The following is a 20894-nucleotide window of genomic DNA, read 5'->3' as shown; positions in this document are numbered from 1 at the left end:
TTTTTATTGGATAATGTCTTCATTGTAATGGATTCGCCACTTCGGATTGTACTGAGGTGAAGTTAACTGATAGTCTAAGTAAAAATCATAATCACTATTCATTGCCAGAAATTTACTGTAAAACTCTTCTTTATAACCTGCATTATCCAAGTAGAATCCAATAGCTTGGTGATAAGGATATACAAATGATAATTTTTTATAATGATGATGTAATTTATCTGCGTCAATTAATTGCTTTACCATAGCAAATGCATTAAGGATATTTTTTGTTCCACCGGAATATAGTGGTCTTACAGTACAGTCTATAAGTGTCTTTTCAAGATTTGAAACTTTTACTCCATTAATGAAGGTTTCCATTGTAGTACTGCTTTGATTTTTAAGAAAGTAAAATGTTTTGTCTCTGAATTGCTTTATATTTTTTGTGACTCTCTGAGGTTTACTAAAAGCTAAATCTATATTTCCTTGAGTTAAGGTGTTTTTAGGACTGGAAATGCTATCGATCTCTTCTGATAAATAGATGGCGTTGTTTTCAATAGTACTTATTTGATGCATTATTAGTGCTGAATGGTGGCTAAAGTGTGTATATTTGTTATACGCATAAACCAAGTCAACAACTTCAGGATTGGAGTCATTGAAAATATATAAATCTTGTTCTAAGGTGTAATGTTTTTGAAGTATGTATTCGCTAATTTCTTTACTTAATTTTTTGAATTTGCGAAAACTCGAAATTTCCTGTACCAAATAATCAAATTCCTTTTTATTTAAAGCCTTTCTGTGAGGACTACCAGCAATATAAGCATCAACAATCTTTTCAAAATTCATTAGTACGTAGTATTATTTACTTATGTATACATAAGAAATAATACAAAGTTAGTCTTTTTTATTTGAAAAGTCAAATGGAGGAGATTTTTATTTAAAATGTCCGTTATTTCATACAAAATGTGTAATTTTGTATGAAATAACGGACATTATGAAAAAGAAACAAATAATTTTACCCAAGTATTTGGCTCTGCTGGAACAAATGGGAGAGAATATTAAACTTGCTCGAAAAAGAAGAAAATTAACTACAGAGCAGGTTTCAGAGAGAGCCGGAATTGTACGTTCAACACTACATCTTATTGAAAAAGGTGATCCAAGTGTGGCAATGGGATCATATTTTAATGTTTTGAGAGTATTGGGTCTTAGCGATGATATTTTAAAGCTTGGATCTGATGATGAATTTGGAAGAAAATTGCAAGATTTAGAATTACTGAAATAATATAATTAAATGAAATCTACTAAAGTTGACATATTTGTATATGCAGATTGGATTGACCTTCAAGGTCCTCATTTAATGGGGATTTTGTCAGCTCATCAGGGTAAAGGAAAAAAGTCCTTTAGTTTTGAATATGATAAAGAGTGGATTAAAAGTGCGGGTCAAAATTTAATAGATCCTGATCTTCAGTTGTTTGGAGGTCCACAATATCCAACCAATAAAGAAAATTTTGGTGTTTTTATGGATAGTATGCCTGATACTTGGGGAAGAACACTAATGAAAAGAAAATCTATTCAGGTAGCCAAAGAAACTGGAGAGAAAGAAAAGAAACTTTATGATCTGGATTATTTATTAGGAGTGTATGACCAAACAAGGATGGGTGCTCTGCGATTTAAGACTTCAATAGATGGAAATTTTTTAGATGATGATGAGAATAACCCTACACCACCCTGGTCATCATTAAGAGAGTTGGAGGCAGCCGTGAAAAGTTTTGAAAATGAAGATGAGCCTAAAATGAAAAGGTTATTAGCACTGCTTGTAGTTCCAGGATCTTCATTAGGGGGTGCAAGACCGAAAGCTAATGTTATGGATCAGGAAAAAAATTTATGGATTGCTAAATTTCCTTCAAAAAATGATACAATTGATAAGGCAGCGTGGGAATATCTGGCATACCGATTAGCTACTGATGCCGGAATTAATATGTCAGAAACAAAGATTCAAAAATTAAGTAACAGCTATCATACATTTTTCACCAAAAGATTTGATAGAACAAACTCCGGAAGAATTCATTTTTCGTCAGCTATGACTATGACAGGAAACAATGAAGAAAAATTAAGAGATTCAACTGCAAGTTACCTTGATATCGTTGATTTTATTACGAACTACGGTATTGATGTTAACAATAATTTGAAGGAATTATGGAGAAGAATCGTGTTTAGTATTTGTATATCAAACACAGATGATCACCTTAGAAATCACGGATTTATTTTAACCCCAAAAGGATGGATACTTTCACCAGCCTATGACATTAATCCGTCTGTGGATAAAGAAGGACTTGCTCTAAATATTGATACAGATAATAATGCTTTGGATCTTGAACTTGCTAAGGAAGTGGGCGCTCAATTTAGACTGAACGAAAATGAAATGGATGAAATCATTGAAAAAGTCATTTCGGTTGTAAGAGGATGGGAAAGTATTGCTAGCGAGATTGGAATACCCAGATCTGAACAAGAGCGTATGAGATCTGCATTTTTACCATTTGAAAATTAATCTTTTAAAATAATCTTAGTAAATAAATTTTAATTGATTAATACGTTTAGAATGAGCTATAAAAATTAAGTTTCAACAGTAGGTAAAAACTTATTGCTTAATATCGATTACAAAAACACAGTGTTTTAAGTGTTTTCGTCGTGTTTTTCAAACACAGCGAAAACACTTTTTTCATTTGCACCATAATAATTAAAATCAAGTATTATGGATTTGCAAAATATTTCATTTGAAAATTTACCACAAGCAGTCGCCTTCTTAATTCGTGAACTTGCTGAGATAAAGCATCTGGTATCAAAAGAAGATGTTGTTATACCTCTCAAAAAAATTCCAATCGGAATAGATGAAGTAGCATCCTTAATCGGTAAAGCGAAACCAACCATTTACACTCTTGTTAGAGAAAGAAAAATCCCATGCTACAAAAACGGTAAGAAACTATATTTTTTTGAAGAAGAAATACTGAACTGGATTTCTAAAGGCAAGAAAAAGACCTTGCAGGAAATTACCGAGGAATGTGAAGCGGATTTTAAGAAAAATCGCAGAAGACAACATAACTAATAAAAATGCGATCGATGTCTAACGAAATTAATAAACTAAAGCAAAAGCTTATTTGGCAAATGACCGGGGAGGAATTAGTAAGTTTATTTAAATATGAAAATATTTATATAACAAATCGTACAAAGAGATCCTTGCAGCAAAATAAAATAATTGATGAAAAGTATGTGTATGGTCTTAAAGGTATAGCCAAGTTATTTAATTGCAGTATTTCATCTGCTATGAGATTAAAAAAGAGCGGTAAAATTAAAGATGCGATCACTCAGGAGGGGCGAAAAATTGTCCTGGACGTTGAGAGAGCTTTAGTTCTAATTAACAATGAATATGAACTAATAAACTGCAATAAAGAAAAAGATGATGTCGTTACAAGATAGCAGTCAGAAAATCATTCGCAAGGAATTTAAAAATGAAAGAATTCCTGAGAGTATAAGAATAGGCAACCATTTTGTTGATGATTTTATCTTTGATGAAAATAGTCAAGCCGCCAACATTCCCATCAATGCGCTAAGGGTTATATTTAATATAATCTCTATTATAAGTAATGAACAATTCAGACCTGAAGATCGTCCGAAGCAACTCTCTTTGTTCGATGATGATTTTGAGACTGAAAATAATACTTTCGCCCTGCTTAAAATTAAGAATAGCAAAATTTCTCCCAGTGGCTCAACAAAGCAGGTAATTAATGCCTATGAGTTTTTAGCAAAATTTAAGATGGGATGGTATAAGTCCCAGAATAGAAAAGGTAAGGAAATCAAAACTTTTGCAGGACTTATATCAACACCAACCTACGATGAAAGAGGCTACACATCTTTTCTTATCAGCAGTTATTGGCTGAAGAAATTAATTGTAATACCGGAATATAATTATATGCTTTATCAGTTGGTGTATAATATTAAAAATAATAAACATATCATATTTGCAATTTGGCTGGCTAAACTTCCATCAACTGGCACTGTATTGAAACTGTCAACATTTAATTCGAAGTTTGACTTAAATTATCGAACAGCAAATGATTTTTGTTTTAAATTTTTAAAACAGGTTAAGGGCAGTCTCGATAAATACAGTACAGTGTCATTTAATTTCAAATGCAAAGGAGAAAACATTGCAATTCATCCATATTCCACTGAAAAAATTCAGGAAGCAGATTTGAATATAGATAGCGAACACTTGTTCATCACCTATCGAATTAATTATTTTAAAAAAAGGTACAGATTGCAGGAGCAGGAAATGCTGCAGTTCGCATATCATTATCGAAATATATTACAGACAAGAGAGCTGATAGAGAAATCTTACAATTACTTTATCAAAAAAAATAGAAAATTAAAACTACGATCCTCTGATTTTAGTGGTAAGGTATTTTTAAAGGAGATACAACAACTTATGATAGAACTTTACCGGGACACAAGAATGGGAAAATTTCTTCCGGATGGATATCCCGTCATTTTTTAATTAATCTAATATTTTATTTACAATGAATTGTGAGCAAATAAAACAAAACGTCAGTATCAGGACGGTTATGGAATCCTATGGTCTATTCCCTGTAAAAGAAAACAAAAGAACAGCATTTTATTTTGCATTAGATAGACAAGAGAAAACAGCCAGCCTGTCTGTAGATTTCATTAAGAATACAGCTTTTGATTTTGGAACAGGTAAAATATATGATGTTATATCAATAGTTCAAGCTATTAATAAATGTAATGTTTCAACAGCGCTTGAATATTTAAATAAGCTTGATTTTTCGCCTACAATAGATAATGTGGTTGAAACAAATGATGGCTTTACTTATAATGTTTTAAAAACAATCGATGTCGAGCATCCTGCGTTGCTAGAGTATCTTAAGTCAAGGGGAGTTTTGAATTGTAAAAGTCTTATCAAAGAGATCCATTACAAAATAGAAGATAAATATTATTTTGCGATTGCTTTTTTTAATAATTCAGGAGGTATTGAAGTCCGTAATAAATATTCTAAAATCTGCCTCGGACCAAAAGATGTGACGTTAATAAAGAAGGGAAATCAGCAAAATAATGAAATTGTTGTATTTGAGGGCTTTTTTGATTATTTGTCATATAAAACGATAGAAGATGATAAATTTTCTTCAGATGCAGATTATTTAGTCTTTAATTCAACATCGATGCTCTTAGCGGGAGATAAAATACTAAAGAAATACAAAAAAATATCTCTATTTCTTGATAATGATAAAACGGGAAAAACTGTCGTAGAGCAGATCCGCAACAGCTATAAAAATGTTGAAGATTTTTCCTGGATGTACCAACATTATAAAGATTTGAATCAGTGGCTGATAAGGTGATGATGTTTTCAGTAAAGACAAAACCGCTACTTAATAGTAGCGGTTTCATTTTGAAATTAATCTTATTGAGTAACCCATCCTGGCACTCCGTTCACACTTTTTAATATAAAGGTTCCATTTGATGGGGGAATAGGAATTACTTCAGTTGCAAAACCAAAGCTGCCATCCGCTTTGGCTACAACTTTTTTGGTGTAAGCTGGATCTCCGTCTGCATCGGGCATTTGTGAAGGTGTAACACTCAGTTTTCCATTGATATTGAGCCATCTTTCAGAAAAATCTCCAGAGATTAGCGCAAACTTATAGTCTGTATAATTGTTTGTAATGCTATCCCAAAAATTTGTTGAACTGGTGGTTACTGGTGTTGAATGAATTGCCAGCTTATTACTAATACTTCTATTTCCAGATGCGGGGCTTCCTGCACCGACACCAATAAAAACATTATTAGATCCAGTTCTATTGCCTGTACCCGACAGATATCCTATAGAAATATTATCATTGCCTGATGTGATATATGACATTGCTCCTGCACCGATTCCAATATTCCTGTTTCCGGAAATTGTTCCATTAATAATACCATTTAGTGCTGATACCCCCGCTCCATAATTTAGTTTTCCAGTAATTTCTCCTTGAGACATTGCATAGGCACTGGCCGAATTCCCTTTTCCGGAAGTTATGTTTGAGTCCGTTGCAAAAATTGAGTTGTATTCACCGGCGATAGTGCTTCTAGATTTACCGATGATATAATTTTCTTTTTGATCAAAATCAAGCTTCAGATTATTTTTTACAATAAGTTCCAGCGTGGAAGTATTACCTGTTTGAGAGACAACTTCCAATGGATCACTTTGAAGTAATGGAACCCATTTTTGACCGTCGAAATAATATAGACCTGACTTTTCAAGATGAACAGATTGCCCTGATAAATTGGTGGCAGGTGATAGAACGAAAACTATTGCTCCCTTCTGTGCTGTAGTGTAAGTTTTTGTTGCCAATTGATCTCCACTAATTCTTGGTAGAATGATCCCATCGAAATGATTGGCATCATCTGGTTTGCCTACTACTTCTAAGGTAGCTTTAGGCGTTTGAGTATTGATACCGACTTGTGAGAAAAAGTTGGCACTTATCAATAAAAAAAATAGTTTTAGAAAGTTGTTTTTCATTTTGTTATTTGATTATAGTTCACTATGTTTTTAGAATCTACTTTTGTGGTATAGCTATTTGGAGTGAGGTTTGATCCAATTTGAGTAGCCTTGCACTTCACCAGTGGCGTTTGAGTTTATCATATTTAAGTTTCCTGCAATAATATATATGGTATTATTTTGAAGCAGTACCGGAATTACATAAGTTGAATTTTCATTTTGCATAAAAACTATATCTTTAGGAAAGTATCCGATTTCGTTGCATATTCCCGAAATATCAAATAAAACATCATCTAAAACATTAGGTGCATCAGATGCTCTGCTAATTTCAAATTTTATATTCACTATCCCTTCTAATTTCCTTAAAGTTACCGAGCCTTTAAAGCCTCCATATTTTTTTGTTCCTATCGAATAATGTTTTGAGGATGTTAAGTAAACATTTTTGTCAGACGAAAGATTAAGAGGCTCAGACCACTTTGATGATTCTGTCAGAACATCATCATTGCTGTTATCAAATGACAGAATAATTCTATATTCTATTGGTTCCTTTTGATTGGATATAGATTTCCACGAATATCCGCTAAAGTAATATAGCCCTGGCTCTGTAATATCAGCTACCTGACCTGATAAGTTTGATGGTGCAGTGGTGACAAATATAACAGCACCTTTCTTTGAATAATTGTATGTTTTTTTCTGCAACTGATCTCCCGTAATGCGTGGGGGGAGAATTCCATCATAATGATTGATGTCTTCTGCTTTTCCTACAACTTCAAAAGTAGTCTCAGGAGATGAGGTGTTGATTCCTACCTGAGAAAACAGAAATGAATTAACACAGAAACAAAGCAGCATAAAAAAGTTGTTTTTCATCAGTAATTCTTTTGTTAAATTATTTTACAAAATTCATATTTAACCGTATTACTGCTATTAAACTAATTGTTATAAATGGCGGAGTGAACTTTTATGATTGTAAAAAGTCATAATTGAATATTCAAAAGTTTTATTCAAGGCGATCTATGATTAAGAATTGAACATATGTGACCATTGAGTTTATTTTGTCGCCTATGACTATGTCATTTAAAAGTATAATCGGTTTAAGCAAATTCTTCAATTCGGAAAGGCGCTCATTTTATTTCGGAAAAGCACTCTGGATATTTCGGAAAAGCGCTCCTAAACCCAACTAGTCGGACGAAAATTATCTCTTTTATACTATTAGATTCGGAAACGAACTCTTTACATTGTCGAAATTTTGATAATTGTGGATAAATACTGAATGTTGGATTGAAAAATTCGGAAACGCACTCATTCGTATTTTGATTGATGTTCGGAAAAGCACTGATCTCTTTTTCGGAAAAGCGATCATCTATCTTTCGGAAACACACTCATTCTTAAAATCCTCTCAAACAGCTGCTGCAGGATAATAGTGGAGTACAGTAAAAGTATTTCTAAAAATATATAAAAGTTCTTTTTTCTCTAAAAGGAATTTAAGCTTTTGCTTTTAAAGAAAAAATATAATCTTTTAGTACAAAAATTATGTCTTTACATCTTTACAAATAAACCGATTGTAAACAATATGTATTGCAATTAGTTTGATATTATTCACCAGTGTAAATTGATAAGTTGATTTAATAACTGTGTTTTTGTTTTTACAATTGCAAATGTAGAAAAGAGGCTTTCTCACAAAAAAATCTTTTTGGGTATCTAAAAAATTTTCTACACCAGTTCCGATAATTTGTCAGAAACTCCTAAATCCTTCGGACAAAAATATTTCAAGCCCTGAAAATAAATATAATTAGTGACTCTTTTTCCTTGGGTTTTATGCGCCTGCTCTTTTTCTATGGTCATAAGCAAAGAAAAACCGGAACCTCAGTTATACAAATCAATTCAACTTATGCTCTTTGACATCTTCGGAAATATCAAAAAAATATATAAATAATCATTTCCAATTAGGAAAAACAATAGAGAAAACCGAGTGTCCTCGATACCAAATCAATTCACTCAAGAAATTTTTAGAAAACGAAAATAATTTTAAACAATTTAAATTCAATTATTATGAACATCGTAGGCAGAATTACAAAGAATGCGGAAGTTAACGCATTAGCAAATGACAGACAAGTTGTTAATTTTTCAGTAGCTATAAATGATAGCTTTAAAAATAAACAAGGAGATAGAGTAGAACAGACCACATTTTATAACTGTTCATACTGGATTAGTTCTAATGTAGCTAAAATTCTTACCAAAGGTACTTTGGTAGAGCTGACAGGAAAACCAAGTGCAAGTGCTTGGATAGGAAAAGATGGAGAGATTCGTTCGGGTCTAAATTTTCTCACATCATTTATTAAAGTTCACGGAGGAGGAGGTAAGGCGGATGTTAATACTAATTCAACCATCGAAGCCAAACCACAAACAGCAAGTGCTTTAGTCGGAGATAAGGATGATGATTTACCATTTTAATTTAAAATTTAAACAATGAAAATATCAAAAATTCCTACAGATTATCTTTTTATCAAATCCATCGATTCAAATGAATTTAGTGATTTTGCAATCATTCATACTACTGAACAATGGAGAGAATTATGTACTGAAAGATTGGACTCTGTAAAACCTTTTGAAAATGATACTTTTTTCAAATGGCTTAATTATAAAGATGAAGCAGTTGATTTTTTTAGGTTTACGGATGAAAGCTTCTCTGAAATTAAAGATTGGTTTCAAAACAATGATATGTTTTTCGTGGAAACTAATGAAGAAGAAATCAGTCAATTGAAACCATTGGATTTTGTATTAAACTGTTATCAGATGCAGGTTTTTACTGATGGTACTGCCATTTATAATGCTTTTGAAAAGCATTTGGGTACTGAATATTGGACTCTCCAATTTTCTCTGAACGAATTAACACAGACAACTTAATTGAAAGCTATGCAGACCAATTTTTTTAGACAACTCGCCAAACTTAATTTAAAAGGTGACTTGCAGTTGATACTTCGACCAACAGAAGAAAATGGCTTTGTTCTATCCATATTGCTCAATAATGAGCAGTGTGGAGACGAAGCAAGAAAATTGATTCCACCTGTTAATTTAAAGGGAACAGCAGAAGAGCTTGATAACGGATTCTTTGAAACGGTAGGCACACCATTACAGACTGCTTCGGGTTTAATGGTAAATATGGAAAGCTTTATGAAACAGATGGAAGAAGCCAAGAAGAAATCTGCAATGGAAAAGGAGAAAAGTGATAAGGAGAAAAAAGAAAAGGAAACAAAGGATAAAAAATTTACTGAATCCTTACAAAAGGCAGTGCAATTTGAAAAGGAGGGCAAATATAAAGATGCGTGGTCTGCTCTACCTAAAATTTCAGATTATCCCGATAAGGCAGATAACATCAGGAAAAAGCAGGAACAATATGAAGTCCATCTTGCTCCAAGTCTTTTTTCCGAGCCACAAGAACCACAAGAAATTTCCAACATTTAAATATAGATTATGTTACTCGCAACACAATTAGAACGGGTTTTCATTCTGAAAGATAATGGACAGGATATTCGCCTGACAGACCCCGAACCAAAATGGAGTGTAGAAGCAGTGATGAATTTTTATGCTAATAATTATCCAATTCTTACCACTGCAAAGGTTTCCGCTCCTCTGATTAAAGATGACACTATTCAATATCAATTTGAAAGTGTAATGGGAACTAAAGGATAACAGTTTATGAATTAAATCAAAATTAAGATGAATGCAACAAAATATTATAAAAGGAAAAATAGTAATTCCGGAAGAAAAAAAACAAAAACAGGTTCATCAGCAGGTAGGCGATTTTATGAAATGGATGAAGCAGGAAAAAGACAGTTCGGAAGTACAGAAAGACCAGAGAAAGTCTGTCCCATTGGCACAAATACCAATGGTTTTCTGAAAACGGCTTTTCTGCCAAAGCTTAAAGAATGTAGCACAACATCAAATTTGTCAAAATCAAAAACAATAAAATTGGAGAGGGATTTTTATAAATCCCTTTCCCAAATGTCAGAGCATTATAATCTTTCTCAATCTGATCATAAAGATTTTGAATTTCCATATAACATCTCACTATCTCTGAATCATTGCCGAAAGCAAATGAAAACGAGTATCAAAAATTGGCAGGATATTAAATTGGAGCACAAAGGTAACTGCCTATATTTTGTGAGCGAAGAAAGAATCAGTACAGGAATGACTCTTTACTATATTCCTGTCGTTCCTCTTCATAATATGCTTCATCATAAGAAATACAGAAAAACAGCTCAAATGCTACTTTCTGTATGCACTTATCTGTATCGGATTATTGATATTCCTTATTACAGACAGGAAGCTTCATACTTATTTTGGTTATATGAAATGCTAAGCGACTGGATTGACCAAGATGAAGAATTGGATGAAAATTGTGAATATAAAAAGCAATTACAACAGGCTGAATTAATTGGTGATATTATGGAGCAGAAGATTGCATCTATCAATAATTTGTCATTTTTTCAACAGCGTGTAACTTCATTTAAAGCAAAAGATAGTTTTGATGTTGAATGTTTGAATCTTGCTAATAAAGCTTTCTCCTTATACAGCAAATTTCCCGAAGAACGCATCTATAGAAACATACATTTTAATAATAATAAGGACTTCTCTAATGATGATGAATTCGATTACGATGAAAATGATGAAGCCGTTATTTCAATGGATAAATACATTTCATTTTTTGCTGATGATAGAGGATGGGCATATCAAAGTATTATCGATAGTGTAAATAATGAATTCAATGAATATGCTGAAATTCAAGAACCTATTGTTTTCAAAGTTTTTGATGGGAAAGAAGTTTCAGATAACAGTCTGGATTTTGAAAGTGAAGTTTTTGAAATTCTTAATCAGCTTGCAGGAATACTTGGCGACTTTTCAAGTCTATAAATCTTAACTCGAATTAGTTATGAAACGAAAAAATAATAATATTGAAGCAAAAGATGTAACAGAAGATTTTGAAAATCTTTATCATCCAAAATCAGCATTAGTTTTCTACGAAAGTGATGATAAGCTTTCTGATATGTACGTTGAATATTTTGATATGGATGAAGATGGCAGTCCCATTAATGCACATCCACTTACAACCAACGAAGCTAAATATTTAGCAAAAAGACTTAAAATTCAAAATTGCAGAGAAAAAGAATTTCTTAAACCACAGGGAATTATTTCTTCTAATATTTTACTCATCGACAATTCAGAAAATGCAAAAGTGATTTGGTACACAGAATTTTCAGAACGAGAATTATATTTTTCTAAGGATTTGGAAATACCAAATGGTACAGCGAAAGTACCATCCTTAATTTGGTGTGCTGATAAACTGCATTTGAAGATATTTGCTGTTGATTACAATCAGCGACCAACAGAAGAGACTTCGCTATATCACGCACCATTTTTTAACATCTATGATAACGGGAGTGTTTGTATGGGGAACGTTGATACTAAAATTAAAAAGTCAGCTTCCTTGGAAGAATTTACGGCTACTTGGGAGCATTTTTTTTTCAATTCCTATTTCAGTCACTTAATGTACAATCATAATCCTATAAAGGGAAATTGTGTCTCGCTTTGGAAAGACCTTGTTCAGAACAGAAAGGATTTTCCAAATGATGTGCTTATAAAATCTAATCTTAAATTAAAAAACCTACTGTAATGAATATTCAAAATAATTCAATTGTAAATAATAAGCCAAGAGTTCATTTTACCTATAGTAATTTTATTCAGCCGACAAACCCAATATCTATAAATCTGATAGGGGCAGGAGGAACGGGTTCGCAGATGCTTACTGCTTTGGGCAGAATAAATTATGCGCTTAACGAAATGGATCATCCCGGACTTTCTGTAATGTTATGGGATGATGATAGGGTAGAAGAAGCAAATCTCGGCAGACAGCTTTTTGCTGAAAGCGAACTTGGACTTAATAAAGCGACAGCATTAATCAACAGGACAAACCGATTTTTCGGAACGGCTTGGAAAGCGGAGACTAGAAAATTTCAAAGAGACGCTTCGGACAGGATTACGAGTAATATGACCGCCAATATTTTTATTTCCTGTGTCGATAATGTGAAAACAAGATTTGAAATCGCTGAGGTTTTAAAAACTTTGGATGATACTTATATACATCGTAATACAGCAAAATATTGGATGGATTTTGGAAACAGTAAATGTACAGGACAGGTATTACTCTCGACAATCGGAGATATTAGACAGCCTGATTCTCAAAAATATGAAACGGTTTCCAATCTTGCTTTTATAACCGATGAATACGGTGATTTATTGAGACAGTCAGAAACAGTAGATGATACTCCAAGTTGCAGTTTGGCAGAAGCACTTGAGAAACAGGATTTATTTATTAATTCTTCTTTAGCCCAATTAGGAGGCTCACTCCTCTGGAATTTATTTCGAAATGGGATGACCGAAAACAGGGGATTTTTTCTGAATCTTCAAAATTTTAACTCACAGCCTATAAAAGTTGCCTGATGGAAATCGGGTGGCAAAAATGCAATTTCTCCTATGGTCGAAAACGCATTTTTGCCTATATGGAGCAACCACATTTTAAAATATACCTATCTAATTCCATTCCTAATATTTTAAAAAAAGGTTGCGGACTTTTTAAATTTTATCATATGATTGTAAAATTAATTTATTTTTAACTCATTGTAATATAGTTTGTTATTATCTTTATGGTAATTAACCTTGAAAACAATAATGCAATGAGAACACGTGCTAAAGAGAACGGACTTGAAGTGACCTGCGTTGCAGGAACTTCAGCAGTGATACTTTCGATTGATATGCCCCAACAACAAACTGAGGGACTACTGGGATTTTCTATCGAAAGAGAAGATTTGATAGAAAATGAAAAGTACTTTTTAAAAGGATTTAAATATTTTGAAGAAACTGTTGGGAGCGCAGTAAAAAATGAATTATTCAGCAGCTTTGAGCATCCTATCCAATCATTTATGTGGGAGGATTTTACTGTAAAATCAACCTACGATTATATCTACAATATAATTCCTGTATATGGAAAGCCTAAATTTTTAGAGCATAGACCTGGCTGTAAAATCAAGGTTAATATTCCCGACGAAAGTACTTCAAAACACTCAGTGTATTTTAACCGTGGGGTAGCGGGGAGCCTAGCATATGCTAGAGAGTTTGGGAATATCAGACCTTGGTCAGAGGGAGTATCTGAAGAGAATTCTTTGAGAGCATTAAAGTGGCTTGGTAAGGGCTTGGATGATGCTTTGTTGAACTTTATCAAAAAAGCTGAAGATGAAACATATAGTATTAGAGCTGCTTTTTACGAGTTTGAATATTTGCCCATTTTAGAAGCATTGAAAGATGCATATGAAGATAGAAGCGTTGATGTTAAGATAATTTATGATTCCAGAGGAGAGGAGAAAGCAAATAATCTTGCCATAAATGAAGCAGGCATTCCAAGACAAATTTTAATTCCAAGAAAAGAAGAAGCAAATAAAAGCTATATTGCTCATAATAAATTTATGATACTGCTGAAAGATGGTAAACCTATTGAGATATTATCGGGGTCTACCAATATAACAGCAAAAGGAATTTTTGGTCAATGTAACGCTGCTCACATTATCAGAGATGAAGAGGTCGCTCAAAAATTTCATCAATATTGGGAATATTTAGCACAAGATCCAATTAACGAAGTGTTAGGTAAGCAAACTTTGGAAATTCAAGAAGATATATTGTATGATAATCTTAACAAGGGTATAACCGTATTTTTCAGTCCCCGCGAACAAAAAACTATTCTTAAAACGTATGCTGAATATATGGATAATTCAAAAAGTCTTATTTGTGGAATGTTTCCATTTTCTTTTAGTAAGCATATGAAAGAAATAATAACTAAAGATACAGAAAATCTCAAATACATCATCTTAGATAATAATAGATCTATACATACTACATTAGTTTCAAACGATTATGATAATGTAATAATTTATGGAACTTATTTAAAAGATGGTCTATATGATTGGCTCGCAGAAAAACATTCAGGTTTACTATTGAATGCAAAGCCAAGTGGAGTAGGGACAAATTTCATTCATAATAAAATTATACTTATTGATCCTCTAGGTGAAGATCCTATTGTCATTTCCGGTTCTGCAAATTATAGTGATAATTCAATTTTGAATAATGATGAGAATACTTTGGTAATTAGAGGTGATAAGGATTTAAGTGATCTTTATTTTACTGAATTTGTAAGAATTTTTAATCATTATTATGCGCGATCTAAAGCTTTAGAAATGTCGGGAAAAGTTTCAGGGAACGATAATCCATTGCATTTGAAGACGGACTACCTTGCTTGGGTAAAATCATTCTACAATAAAAATGCATTAAAATATAAGAGAAAAAAAATGTTTGTAGATTTAATCTGTTCCTGATTTACTAGCTGCAGGGACTTTTTAATTACATAGCGATGTTACCAAATACTTATGACAAACAAGGCTTTACAAAAATTAATAGATGATTTAAATAATAAAGGTAAGAGAACAAAAAGTGTTATTTATCTTAGACCTTTAAGCCCGAATGTAGATTTCGCTAAGGTCTGGATAAATAAACCGAAAATAACTGATAATATTACATCTTCAGACGGATTCAAAAAATTTTACTTCATTAAAAATGAAACTAAAACTTATGTAGCTGTAGTCTTGGATATGTATAGTGATTTACATTGGTATGTTGTACCAGAACATAGAAAAAATGGACATTTGACCAACTCAATGAAGGATGTAGTTTTGTTTCACTTATTTATTAATAGAGATGAGCAAACAATTACTATCACAGAAAATCAAATTGGAAAATCTTTTGCTGATGCGTCGAAAAAAGTGGCACTCGAACTAGGATTTATTCAAACTGATGATAATGAATATGTGCTTGCAGGTGATGACTACGTATGTTCTGAGTCAAATTTTGTTTTGAACTCTAAAATGTCCGAAGATAGAATGGTTGAATTAAGGAACGAAATTAATTACTTAGGTCGATCACTTTGGAAAATTCAAACTGAAATTGAAATGAATCTTGGACTAAGTGATTACTGCGAAGAGCTTAAACAGACGGTTGACACATTAAGAAGTAATTCTTTGAAATTTGAATTCTTATGGAGAAACAATAACAAATAATAACTTAAACTACTGATTTTTTTAAAAAAGTAGTTTAAGATATTATTTAATTCAAGGCATCAAGATTTCCGATATATCTACTTATGATTTTTAGGTCATCATTTTCTTCAGTGTTCAAATCAGTCTTTTTAATCAATGAAATTATTTTGGAATAAAAACTATTATTAAATCCGTCAAGTGCTTTCTGATATTCGATATCAGTGTATGATATTTTGAAATCGTCAAATGAAAATGTAAAACCGATATTTGAATCAAATAACATATCTATCAGAATTTCCTCAGATAATAAAACTGACGGTTTGTCTTTTGGTACAATCTCCTTTAGTTTGAAAGTCGTTTCATATTTTTTGAATTCTTCCGATCTAATTGTTTTCTTTGAAACTTTACCTTTTTCAGAAACACGTTTATGAGCAATTGTAGTAACAAGCTCACCTATATCCTCTTGTGACAATGTTTTTGTAGTAAGTAATTCCTTTTTTTGCTTGTTAACAATTTTTGGAATATACTTTTTTGAAAATGAATCTGTGTCATAAACTCCAATGCTGTAACCGGAATTATTTGATTTGATTTTGGCTAATGGCCTGAATATTTCATTTATTTCCTCCTCTGAAAATTCTTCTTTGATTTCGGTAATTTCTTGTTCACCAAGAGGATTAATGAAAATTTCATTATGGAAATTTTTAACAATATTTGATTTTAAATTAACAATTTCCTTTTCTTCGTCATTTCTTTTCATCCAATCATTAGCAATTGAAAATCGAAAACTTCCATAACTTGAGTTTGTGATGACCGGATTAATAATTCTATCAATTTCTTTTTGAAGTTCACTTATACTGTCATCTCTAAATTTGACCAAACGCCTAACTTTAGTAAGTGCATATGCCTTTAATGATTTCAAATAATTATCTGTAAAGTCTTTAATCATTTCTAAAGTAACAGAATGACCAAATTCAAGCTTGGTAGGCTCAATAGTATAATGTGTGCTATTTTGTCTAAGAATACTTAAATAGGTATATTCTTTTGTCTGCCCAAAAGGATTAATATTTTTTAAAGAAACTAAAATCTCTAAGGCGTCATACAATTGTTCCTTAACCTCTTCATCTTTACTGTTAGTTAACCCAAAAAAAATAAACTTTTGTGCCTCCTCTATCTGTCCAGCTTTTAAATTTAAAAACGCAGCACTTCTTACCAGTATACTCCTTGTGGGTTCAAGGTCTGGTTTGTCGAAATAGAAATCTGCAACCTCACTTTCTAATTTAGCTGCCGTTTTGTATAGTTCTAATGAAGCATCAAAGTCACCTTCATCTAAAGCCTGCTTAGCCTTAAATGAGTAATCCATAGCTTCTCTATGTTGTAACTTTGGTTTCATTTATGAATTTCTTTTATGGTTGTAGGTTTGGCAAAAAGTGTGACAACGACAGATGATGATTGGTCTCTTTTTGAACCTCTATTAATTTGCTCGTGTTTCTTTTTTATGCGATTTATTAAGGTATTTGATTTGTTTTCCTCCAAAATACCGGATATTTCTACATAATGATATTCTTCGTCAAGAAAATTCAAATCATCATCATCAGGTTCAGTTTTAGAAAATCTATAGTCAACGCCATCGCCAATTTCAGTTTGTTCTACATATTTGTAATCCATTATTACTGACATTACAAACCAAGCCAATGCAACACCACCGTGATTAGCAATATCTTTATCCTCCTTCATTGTTACTTTTGAAAAATTGGAATCCCAAGTAACAATGTTTTTGCTGGATTTTCCGTCAATGGTAAATTCAAATTCAGCCTTAGAGTCTTTATGATAGCGATCAAGTCCAACAGCAGCCCAATAATTGTGAACTTTTATATGCTCTTTTGGTGGGCCTTGTAGCTTATCTAAAGTAAGATCAAGATGAAGTTCTGTCATTAAGTTATTAAAGTTATTGTTTTCACCAAATATACAAATTAATCGTTTTAGTTGTCAATTGTCATTCTAAACTACTTTTAATCTTGATTTTGTTATCAAAAAAATATAGAGTTGTTGCAACTAAGAGTTATTACATTTCCATACCTAAATCGAGTACTTCGTCAAGAATTTTCATTGTTTTAAAGGCATTTTCCCAACCTCCACAGCATTCAGGGCTTAATGCAATTGTAATGACATCTATCTTATCCATATTTTCAACTAATACATTCCCGACTTTTCTGATCAATTCATCAGAATAAATCTGATAATAGCCTTTACTGTTAGAATAAAAGAAATCTATATCCAAATTTACTATACCGCCATTTTTGGAATCTTTCAGCCAATGATGTAAGCTGTTAAGAAAGTCTTCTATCTTATACTCCCAATCTATAAATTCATTTTCCGGATATGGCTCTTTGGTTATAAAATGTGTAGTTCCAAAGAAATTCGGATATACTTCATTTAGATTTAATATATAATTATCCCAGCGGAACAACGGAGCTTTTATATTGAGTTCCTCCGGATGATTTTCATTAAGTTCAACATATTCTTCAAATGTAATTTTTTCAAGATCAACATTATCATTTAATAAATCTTCCTTGATAGATGGAATAGGGTATAATAGGTCATTATGTCTGTCAATATGATAGAAGTCGTATGATTTAGTGATATCTGTTTCCTGTAACCAGCACCACGCTGCACATAGATGATTATCCATCACATAAACCTTTCCTTTTTTGTATAAAAAATTGGCTGTTGTACTTCCTGAATCCAATAATTGCTGAGGTTTTTCTTTTATCCACATATGCTACCAAATATAGTAAATATCCAGCTGTTGTTGTATAGATAATAGTTCTCTTAAACCTGCTATAATCTAAATGTTCCGTGTTTTCGGTTTGCAAAACTATAAATACAGTTTCTGTACAAAAAAATCTTTTTGGGTTTCTAAATAAAATGCTGCGCCATTTTTTTCAGATACTCCTAAATCCGAAGGACAAAAATATTTCATAGCCTCCATTACATACTTCATTGCGGTTTTGTATTGAATCTGAATTTCTTTCGTCAGAAGCAATGAAAAACAGGGAGAAAGTAGATTATAAAACAATGCTGTTAAAATATCAACTGCTCTCAACAATTTAAATATTAACCCAAAAAATTGGCAATTATGAAAAATCCCAAAATCTCAGCTAATGATTTTTACAATCAGTTTACAGGAACTGAGCAGTACTATTCCTACATCTTTGGAATATTATTGACTGACGGAGTCAAAAATGTGGCATATGAAGAAGAGTGCTACTGGTTTCTGGACTGTATAGCATCTTATCAGACTTCTCAAAAATTTCAAAGTGAAGATTTTCAAGTATGGACGATTAAAAGAATCAAGGATGAGCAGTTTAGTCTTTCTGCATCTGACGGAAATGAAAATCAGTTAATGTCAGCCATTATTCCATTCTCTGACTTCTTTTTTGAAGAATTTACCATCTGGAAAGAGGGTAATGTACTATTACTTCCAAGCGAACACTAAATAATATGAAAACCTCACGATGTATAGGTAATCGTTTTATCAAATTCCAAACTTAAGAATACTTATAAATTTTATGGGAACTTATTCAATTATATATTTAAAAGAAGCTCAATTAGCTGAGGAAGTAAATAACTTTCTGAAAGAAAACTTTGATTTGAACTATGAAAATTTCAATGGCGTTGACTATGGTGTTTTCTTTACACAGGCAATGTTCAATGAAGAACTTAGATTTTTAAATGAAGATGAAGAAGGTAAAAAGATACTAGCCCATTATGACCGACCGCTTACTACAGAAACTTACTATTCTCTCTTATTTGGAATAGGCAACTGCTTTGGAGATATTGGAACTGCCTGTATAAAAGTCTCAAGTGTAATTGAATCAGATTTCAAGTTTATCAGAGCACTTCAGAAGTTCAAAAAGACACCTGAATTTATCAAATATGTCGATTTGAAAAAATCACAGCATCTTCAAAGATTATTATCAATAAGGATTGAATAATTTTAATTGTTTTCTAATCCTTTATATTCTGACTTTCTCGGTTTTCTTATGCGAAATTAGAAATCCATCCTCCAATCAAAAAATCTTTTTGGGTCTCTATAATTACAGCATAGCTATAATTTCAGACACTCCTGAATTCTTCGAACAAAAAGATTTCAAAGCCTTCATTACATTCTTTCATTCCGGTTTTATTGAATGACAGATTTCTTTTGGAATGCACATAAAACAATAGAAAAGTCAGAATATTAAATAAAGTATTATGAAAACATTCACAAAAAAAAGTAATTCAAAAGATTCTTCACAAGAAAAAAATGAAGATAGATTCATTTTAAAAATACTCGAAAACCTTGATAAAGTTAATCCGCAGGACTGGGAACATTATGCTGATGTGCAATTTCAAATGCCGAAAAATCTTTTTACAAAAAAGCAATATCAAGGCTTTAACACAGTAGCTCTTTATATTGATGCTTTAATCAATAATTTCCAAACCGCCGATTATGCGACATTCAACTCTATTTCGAAAGCCGGTGGCAGACTAAAAAAAGGAGCAAAAGGTACAATCATTGAATTTTTTAGCTTCATCTACAAACATAGAGAGACGGGTAAAATCTATAGCAGAGAACAAGTATTAGAAATGTCGGTGAATGAAAGAGAAAATATTAATAAGATCAGCTGTTTAAAGAATTATACCGTTTTTAATGCTGAACTGATTGAAAATATAGCCGATCTAAATATTGATACTGTCATTGAAGAGGAAAATCTAGTACTGGATTTTCAGGAACAATGTAATAGTGAAGAATTTATCAATTCAATTATTACTAACGGTAATCTAACAGTTAGGCAAACTCTTTCTAGTACAGCTTATTATACGCCTTTAACAGATATAATTTCAATTCCAGAAAAGAAATATTTTATATCTGAAGATAAATATTATTCTACATTATTTCACGAGATCATTCACTGGACTGGTCACGAAAGCAGATTAAAAAGAGAATTAAAAGGTCATTCAGATTTAACAAGTTACTCTTTTGAAGAACTTATTGCAGAAATGGGTAGTATGCTAATCTGCCTCCAATTTGGAATTACTAAGGAGTTTATCAATTCCGTAAGATATCTTAAAAGCTGGTCTGTCAAAAATACATCTAAGCGTGAGGAAAATATCAAGAAAGCATTTGCATCATCTAAAAAAGCAAAGAAATTTCTTGAACAACTTTGAGTCGTCCTAAAATAGGTTGACATAAA

Annotated in this window: 25 protein-coding genes; 19 read left to right on the top strand and 6 right to left on the bottom strand. The window is 32.0% G+C overall.

Going from position 1 to position 20894, the window contains the following annotated elements; translation table 11 throughout:
• Window positions 1-3: 3 nt before the first annotated feature.
• Entirely contained in the window at window positions 4-822 is an 819-nt protein-coding gene (locus tag EL165_RS10850) for a hypothetical protein (protein ID WP_002977242.1), read from the bottom strand.
• A gap of 148 nt (window positions 823-970) precedes the next feature.
• Between EL165_RS10850 and EL165_RS10845 the strand changes: the two genes are divergently transcribed.
• From EL165_RS10845 to EL165_RS10820, 6 genes are all read left to right on the top strand, one after another.
• On the top strand, window positions 971-1258 hold the full coding sequence (locus EL165_RS10845) for a helix-turn-helix domain-containing protein (RefSeq protein WP_002977244.1): 288 nt from the start codon (window positions 971-973) through the stop codon (window positions 1256-1258).
• Between the two features lie 9 nt (window positions 1259-1267).
• Entirely contained in the window at window positions 1268-2524 is a 1257-nt protein-coding gene (locus EL165_RS10840) for a type II toxin-antitoxin system HipA family toxin (protein WP_002977248.1), read from the top strand.
• A gap of 204 nt (window positions 2525-2728) precedes the next feature.
• Window positions 2729-3079: a helix-turn-helix domain-containing protein gene (locus EL165_RS10835; protein WP_002977250.1), complete on the top strand. Its 351-nt coding sequence runs from the start codon at window positions 2729-2731 to the stop codon at window positions 3077-3079.
• A gap of 14 nt (window positions 3080-3093) precedes the next feature.
• A complete protein-coding gene (locus tag EL165_RS10830; protein ID WP_002977252.1) occupies window positions 3094-3450 on the top strand; it encodes a DUF3853 family protein in 357 nt (118 codons plus the stop codon).
• Window positions 3431-4525: a hypothetical protein gene (locus EL165_RS10825; RefSeq protein ID WP_002977254.1), complete on the top strand. Its 1095-nt coding sequence runs from the start codon at window positions 3431-3433 to the stop codon at window positions 4523-4525. Before EL165_RS10830 ends, EL165_RS10825 begins: the two co-directional genes overlap by 20 nt.
• A gap of 67 nt (window positions 4526-4592) precedes the next feature.
• Window positions 4593-5384: a toprim domain-containing protein gene (locus EL165_RS10820; RefSeq protein WP_228457750.1), complete on the top strand. Its 792-nt coding sequence runs from the start codon at window positions 4593-4595 to the stop codon at window positions 5382-5384.
• 62 nt (window positions 5385-5446) lie between these two features.
• Here the strand turns inward: EL165_RS10820 and EL165_RS10815 are convergent, their stop codons facing one another.
• On the bottom strand, window positions 5447-6541 hold the full coding sequence (locus EL165_RS10815) for a hypothetical protein (protein ID WP_002977257.1): 1095 nt from the start codon (window positions 6539-6541) through the stop codon (window positions 5447-5449).
• 54 nt (window positions 6542-6595) lie between these two features.
• A complete protein-coding gene (locus EL165_RS10810; RefSeq protein WP_002977259.1) occupies window positions 6596-7387 on the bottom strand; it encodes a hypothetical protein in 792 nt (263 codons plus the stop codon).
• Window positions 7388-8569: 1182 nt separating this feature from the next.
• Here EL165_RS10810 and EL165_RS10805 point away from each other — a divergent pair.
• The 10 genes from EL165_RS10805 (at window position 8570) to EL165_RS10765 (ending at window position 15678) form a co-directional block, all read left to right on the top strand.
• Window positions 8570-8971 (top strand): single-stranded DNA-binding protein, encoded by a 402-nt coding sequence (locus EL165_RS10805; protein ID WP_002977263.1) that lies wholly within the window; start codon window positions 8570-8572, stop codon window positions 8969-8971.
• A gap of 15 nt (window positions 8972-8986) precedes the next feature.
• Complete coding sequence (locus EL165_RS10800) at window positions 8987-9424, top strand: hypothetical protein (RefSeq protein ID WP_002977264.1); 438 nt, start codon at window positions 8987-8989, stop codon at window positions 9422-9424.
• Between the two features lie 9 nt (window positions 9425-9433).
• On the top strand, window positions 9434-9982 hold the full coding sequence (locus EL165_RS10795; RefSeq protein WP_027383749.1) for a PRTRC system protein E: 549 nt from the start codon (window positions 9434-9436) through the stop codon (window positions 9980-9982).
• Window positions 9983-9991: 9 nt separating this feature from the next.
• A complete protein-coding gene (locus EL165_RS10790) occupies window positions 9992-10210 on the top strand; it encodes a PRTRC system protein C (RefSeq protein WP_002977268.1) in 219 nt (72 codons plus the stop codon).
• A 31-nt stretch (window positions 10211-10241) separates the two neighbouring features.
• On the top strand, window positions 10242-10418 hold the full coding sequence (locus EL165_RS25825; protein ID WP_002977271.1) for a hypothetical protein: 177 nt from the start codon (window positions 10242-10244) through the stop codon (window positions 10416-10418).
• A gap of 197 nt (window positions 10419-10615) precedes the next feature.
• The gene (locus EL165_RS10785; protein ID WP_126358622.1) at window positions 10616-11431 is read left to right on the top strand and encodes a hypothetical protein; all 816 of its coding nucleotides are present in this window, start codon (window positions 10616-10618) and stop codon (window positions 11429-11431) included.
• Between the two features lie 19 nt (window positions 11432-11450).
• Window positions 11451-12191 (top strand): PRTRC system protein B, encoded by a 741-nt coding sequence (locus tag EL165_RS10780; RefSeq protein WP_002977276.1) that lies wholly within the window; start codon window positions 11451-11453, stop codon window positions 12189-12191.
• Window positions 12191-13018: a PRTRC system ThiF family protein gene (locus EL165_RS10775; RefSeq protein ID WP_002977279.1), complete on the top strand. Its 828-nt coding sequence runs from the start codon at window positions 12191-12193 to the stop codon at window positions 13016-13018. Before EL165_RS10780 ends, EL165_RS10775 begins: the two co-directional genes overlap by 1 nt.
• 233 nt (window positions 13019-13251) lie before the next feature.
• Complete coding sequence (locus EL165_RS10770; protein WP_164720334.1) at window positions 13252-14940, top strand: phospholipase D-like domain-containing protein; 1689 nt, start codon at window positions 13252-13254, stop codon at window positions 14938-14940.
• Window positions 14941-14991: 51 nt separating this feature from the next.
• On the top strand, window positions 14992-15678 hold the full coding sequence (locus tag EL165_RS10765) for a hypothetical protein (RefSeq protein WP_002977283.1): 687 nt from the start codon (window positions 14992-14994) through the stop codon (window positions 15676-15678).
• 46 nt (window positions 15679-15724) lie between these two features.
• Here EL165_RS10765 and EL165_RS10760 read toward each other — a convergent pair whose 3' ends face one another.
• The 3 genes from EL165_RS10760 to EL165_RS10750 all read right to left on the bottom strand — a co-directional run bounded on the left by EL165_RS10760 (window position 15725) and on the right by EL165_RS10750 (window position 18433).
• On the bottom strand, window positions 15725-17047 hold the full coding sequence (locus EL165_RS10760; RefSeq protein WP_002977285.1) for a hypothetical protein: 1323 nt from the start codon (window positions 17045-17047) through the stop codon (window positions 15725-15727).
• The gene (locus tag EL165_RS10755; RefSeq protein WP_002977286.1) at window positions 17044-17589 is read right to left on the bottom strand and encodes a hypothetical protein; all 546 of its coding nucleotides are present in this window, start codon (window positions 17587-17589) and stop codon (window positions 17044-17046) included. Before EL165_RS10755 ends, EL165_RS10760 begins: the two co-directional genes overlap by 4 nt.
• Window positions 17590-17719: 130 nt before the next feature.
• Complete coding sequence (locus tag EL165_RS10750) at window positions 17720-18433, bottom strand: hypothetical protein (RefSeq protein WP_002977288.1); 714 nt, start codon at window positions 18431-18433, stop codon at window positions 17720-17722.
• 360 nt (window positions 18434-18793) lie between these two features.
• Here EL165_RS10750 and EL165_RS10745 point away from each other — a divergent pair, with 360 nt between their 5' ends.
• The 3 genes from EL165_RS10745 (at window position 18794) to EL165_RS10735 (ending at window position 20868) form a co-directional block, all read left to right on the top strand.
• Entirely contained in the window at window positions 18794-19153 is a 360-nt protein-coding gene (locus EL165_RS10745) for a DUF6876 family protein (protein ID WP_002977293.1), read from the top strand.
• A gap of 73 nt (window positions 19154-19226) precedes the next feature.
• Window positions 19227-19652 (top strand): hypothetical protein, encoded by a 426-nt coding sequence (locus EL165_RS10740; protein ID WP_002977295.1) that lies wholly within the window; start codon window positions 19227-19229, stop codon window positions 19650-19652.
• Window positions 19653-19911: 259 nt separating this feature from the next.
• Complete coding sequence (locus tag EL165_RS10735; protein WP_002977297.1) at window positions 19912-20868, top strand: zincin-like metallopeptidase domain-containing protein; 957 nt, start codon at window positions 19912-19914, stop codon at window positions 20866-20868.
• Window positions 20869-20894: the final 26 nt, after the last annotated feature.

The organism is Chryseobacterium gleum, assembly GCF_900636535.1.
GTDB lineage: Bacteria > Bacteroidota > Bacteroidia > Flavobacteriales > Weeksellaceae > Chryseobacterium > Chryseobacterium gleum.
The sequence above is the reverse complement of the archived record's forward strand: the minus strand, read 5'-3'. Positions and strand labels throughout refer to the sequence as shown.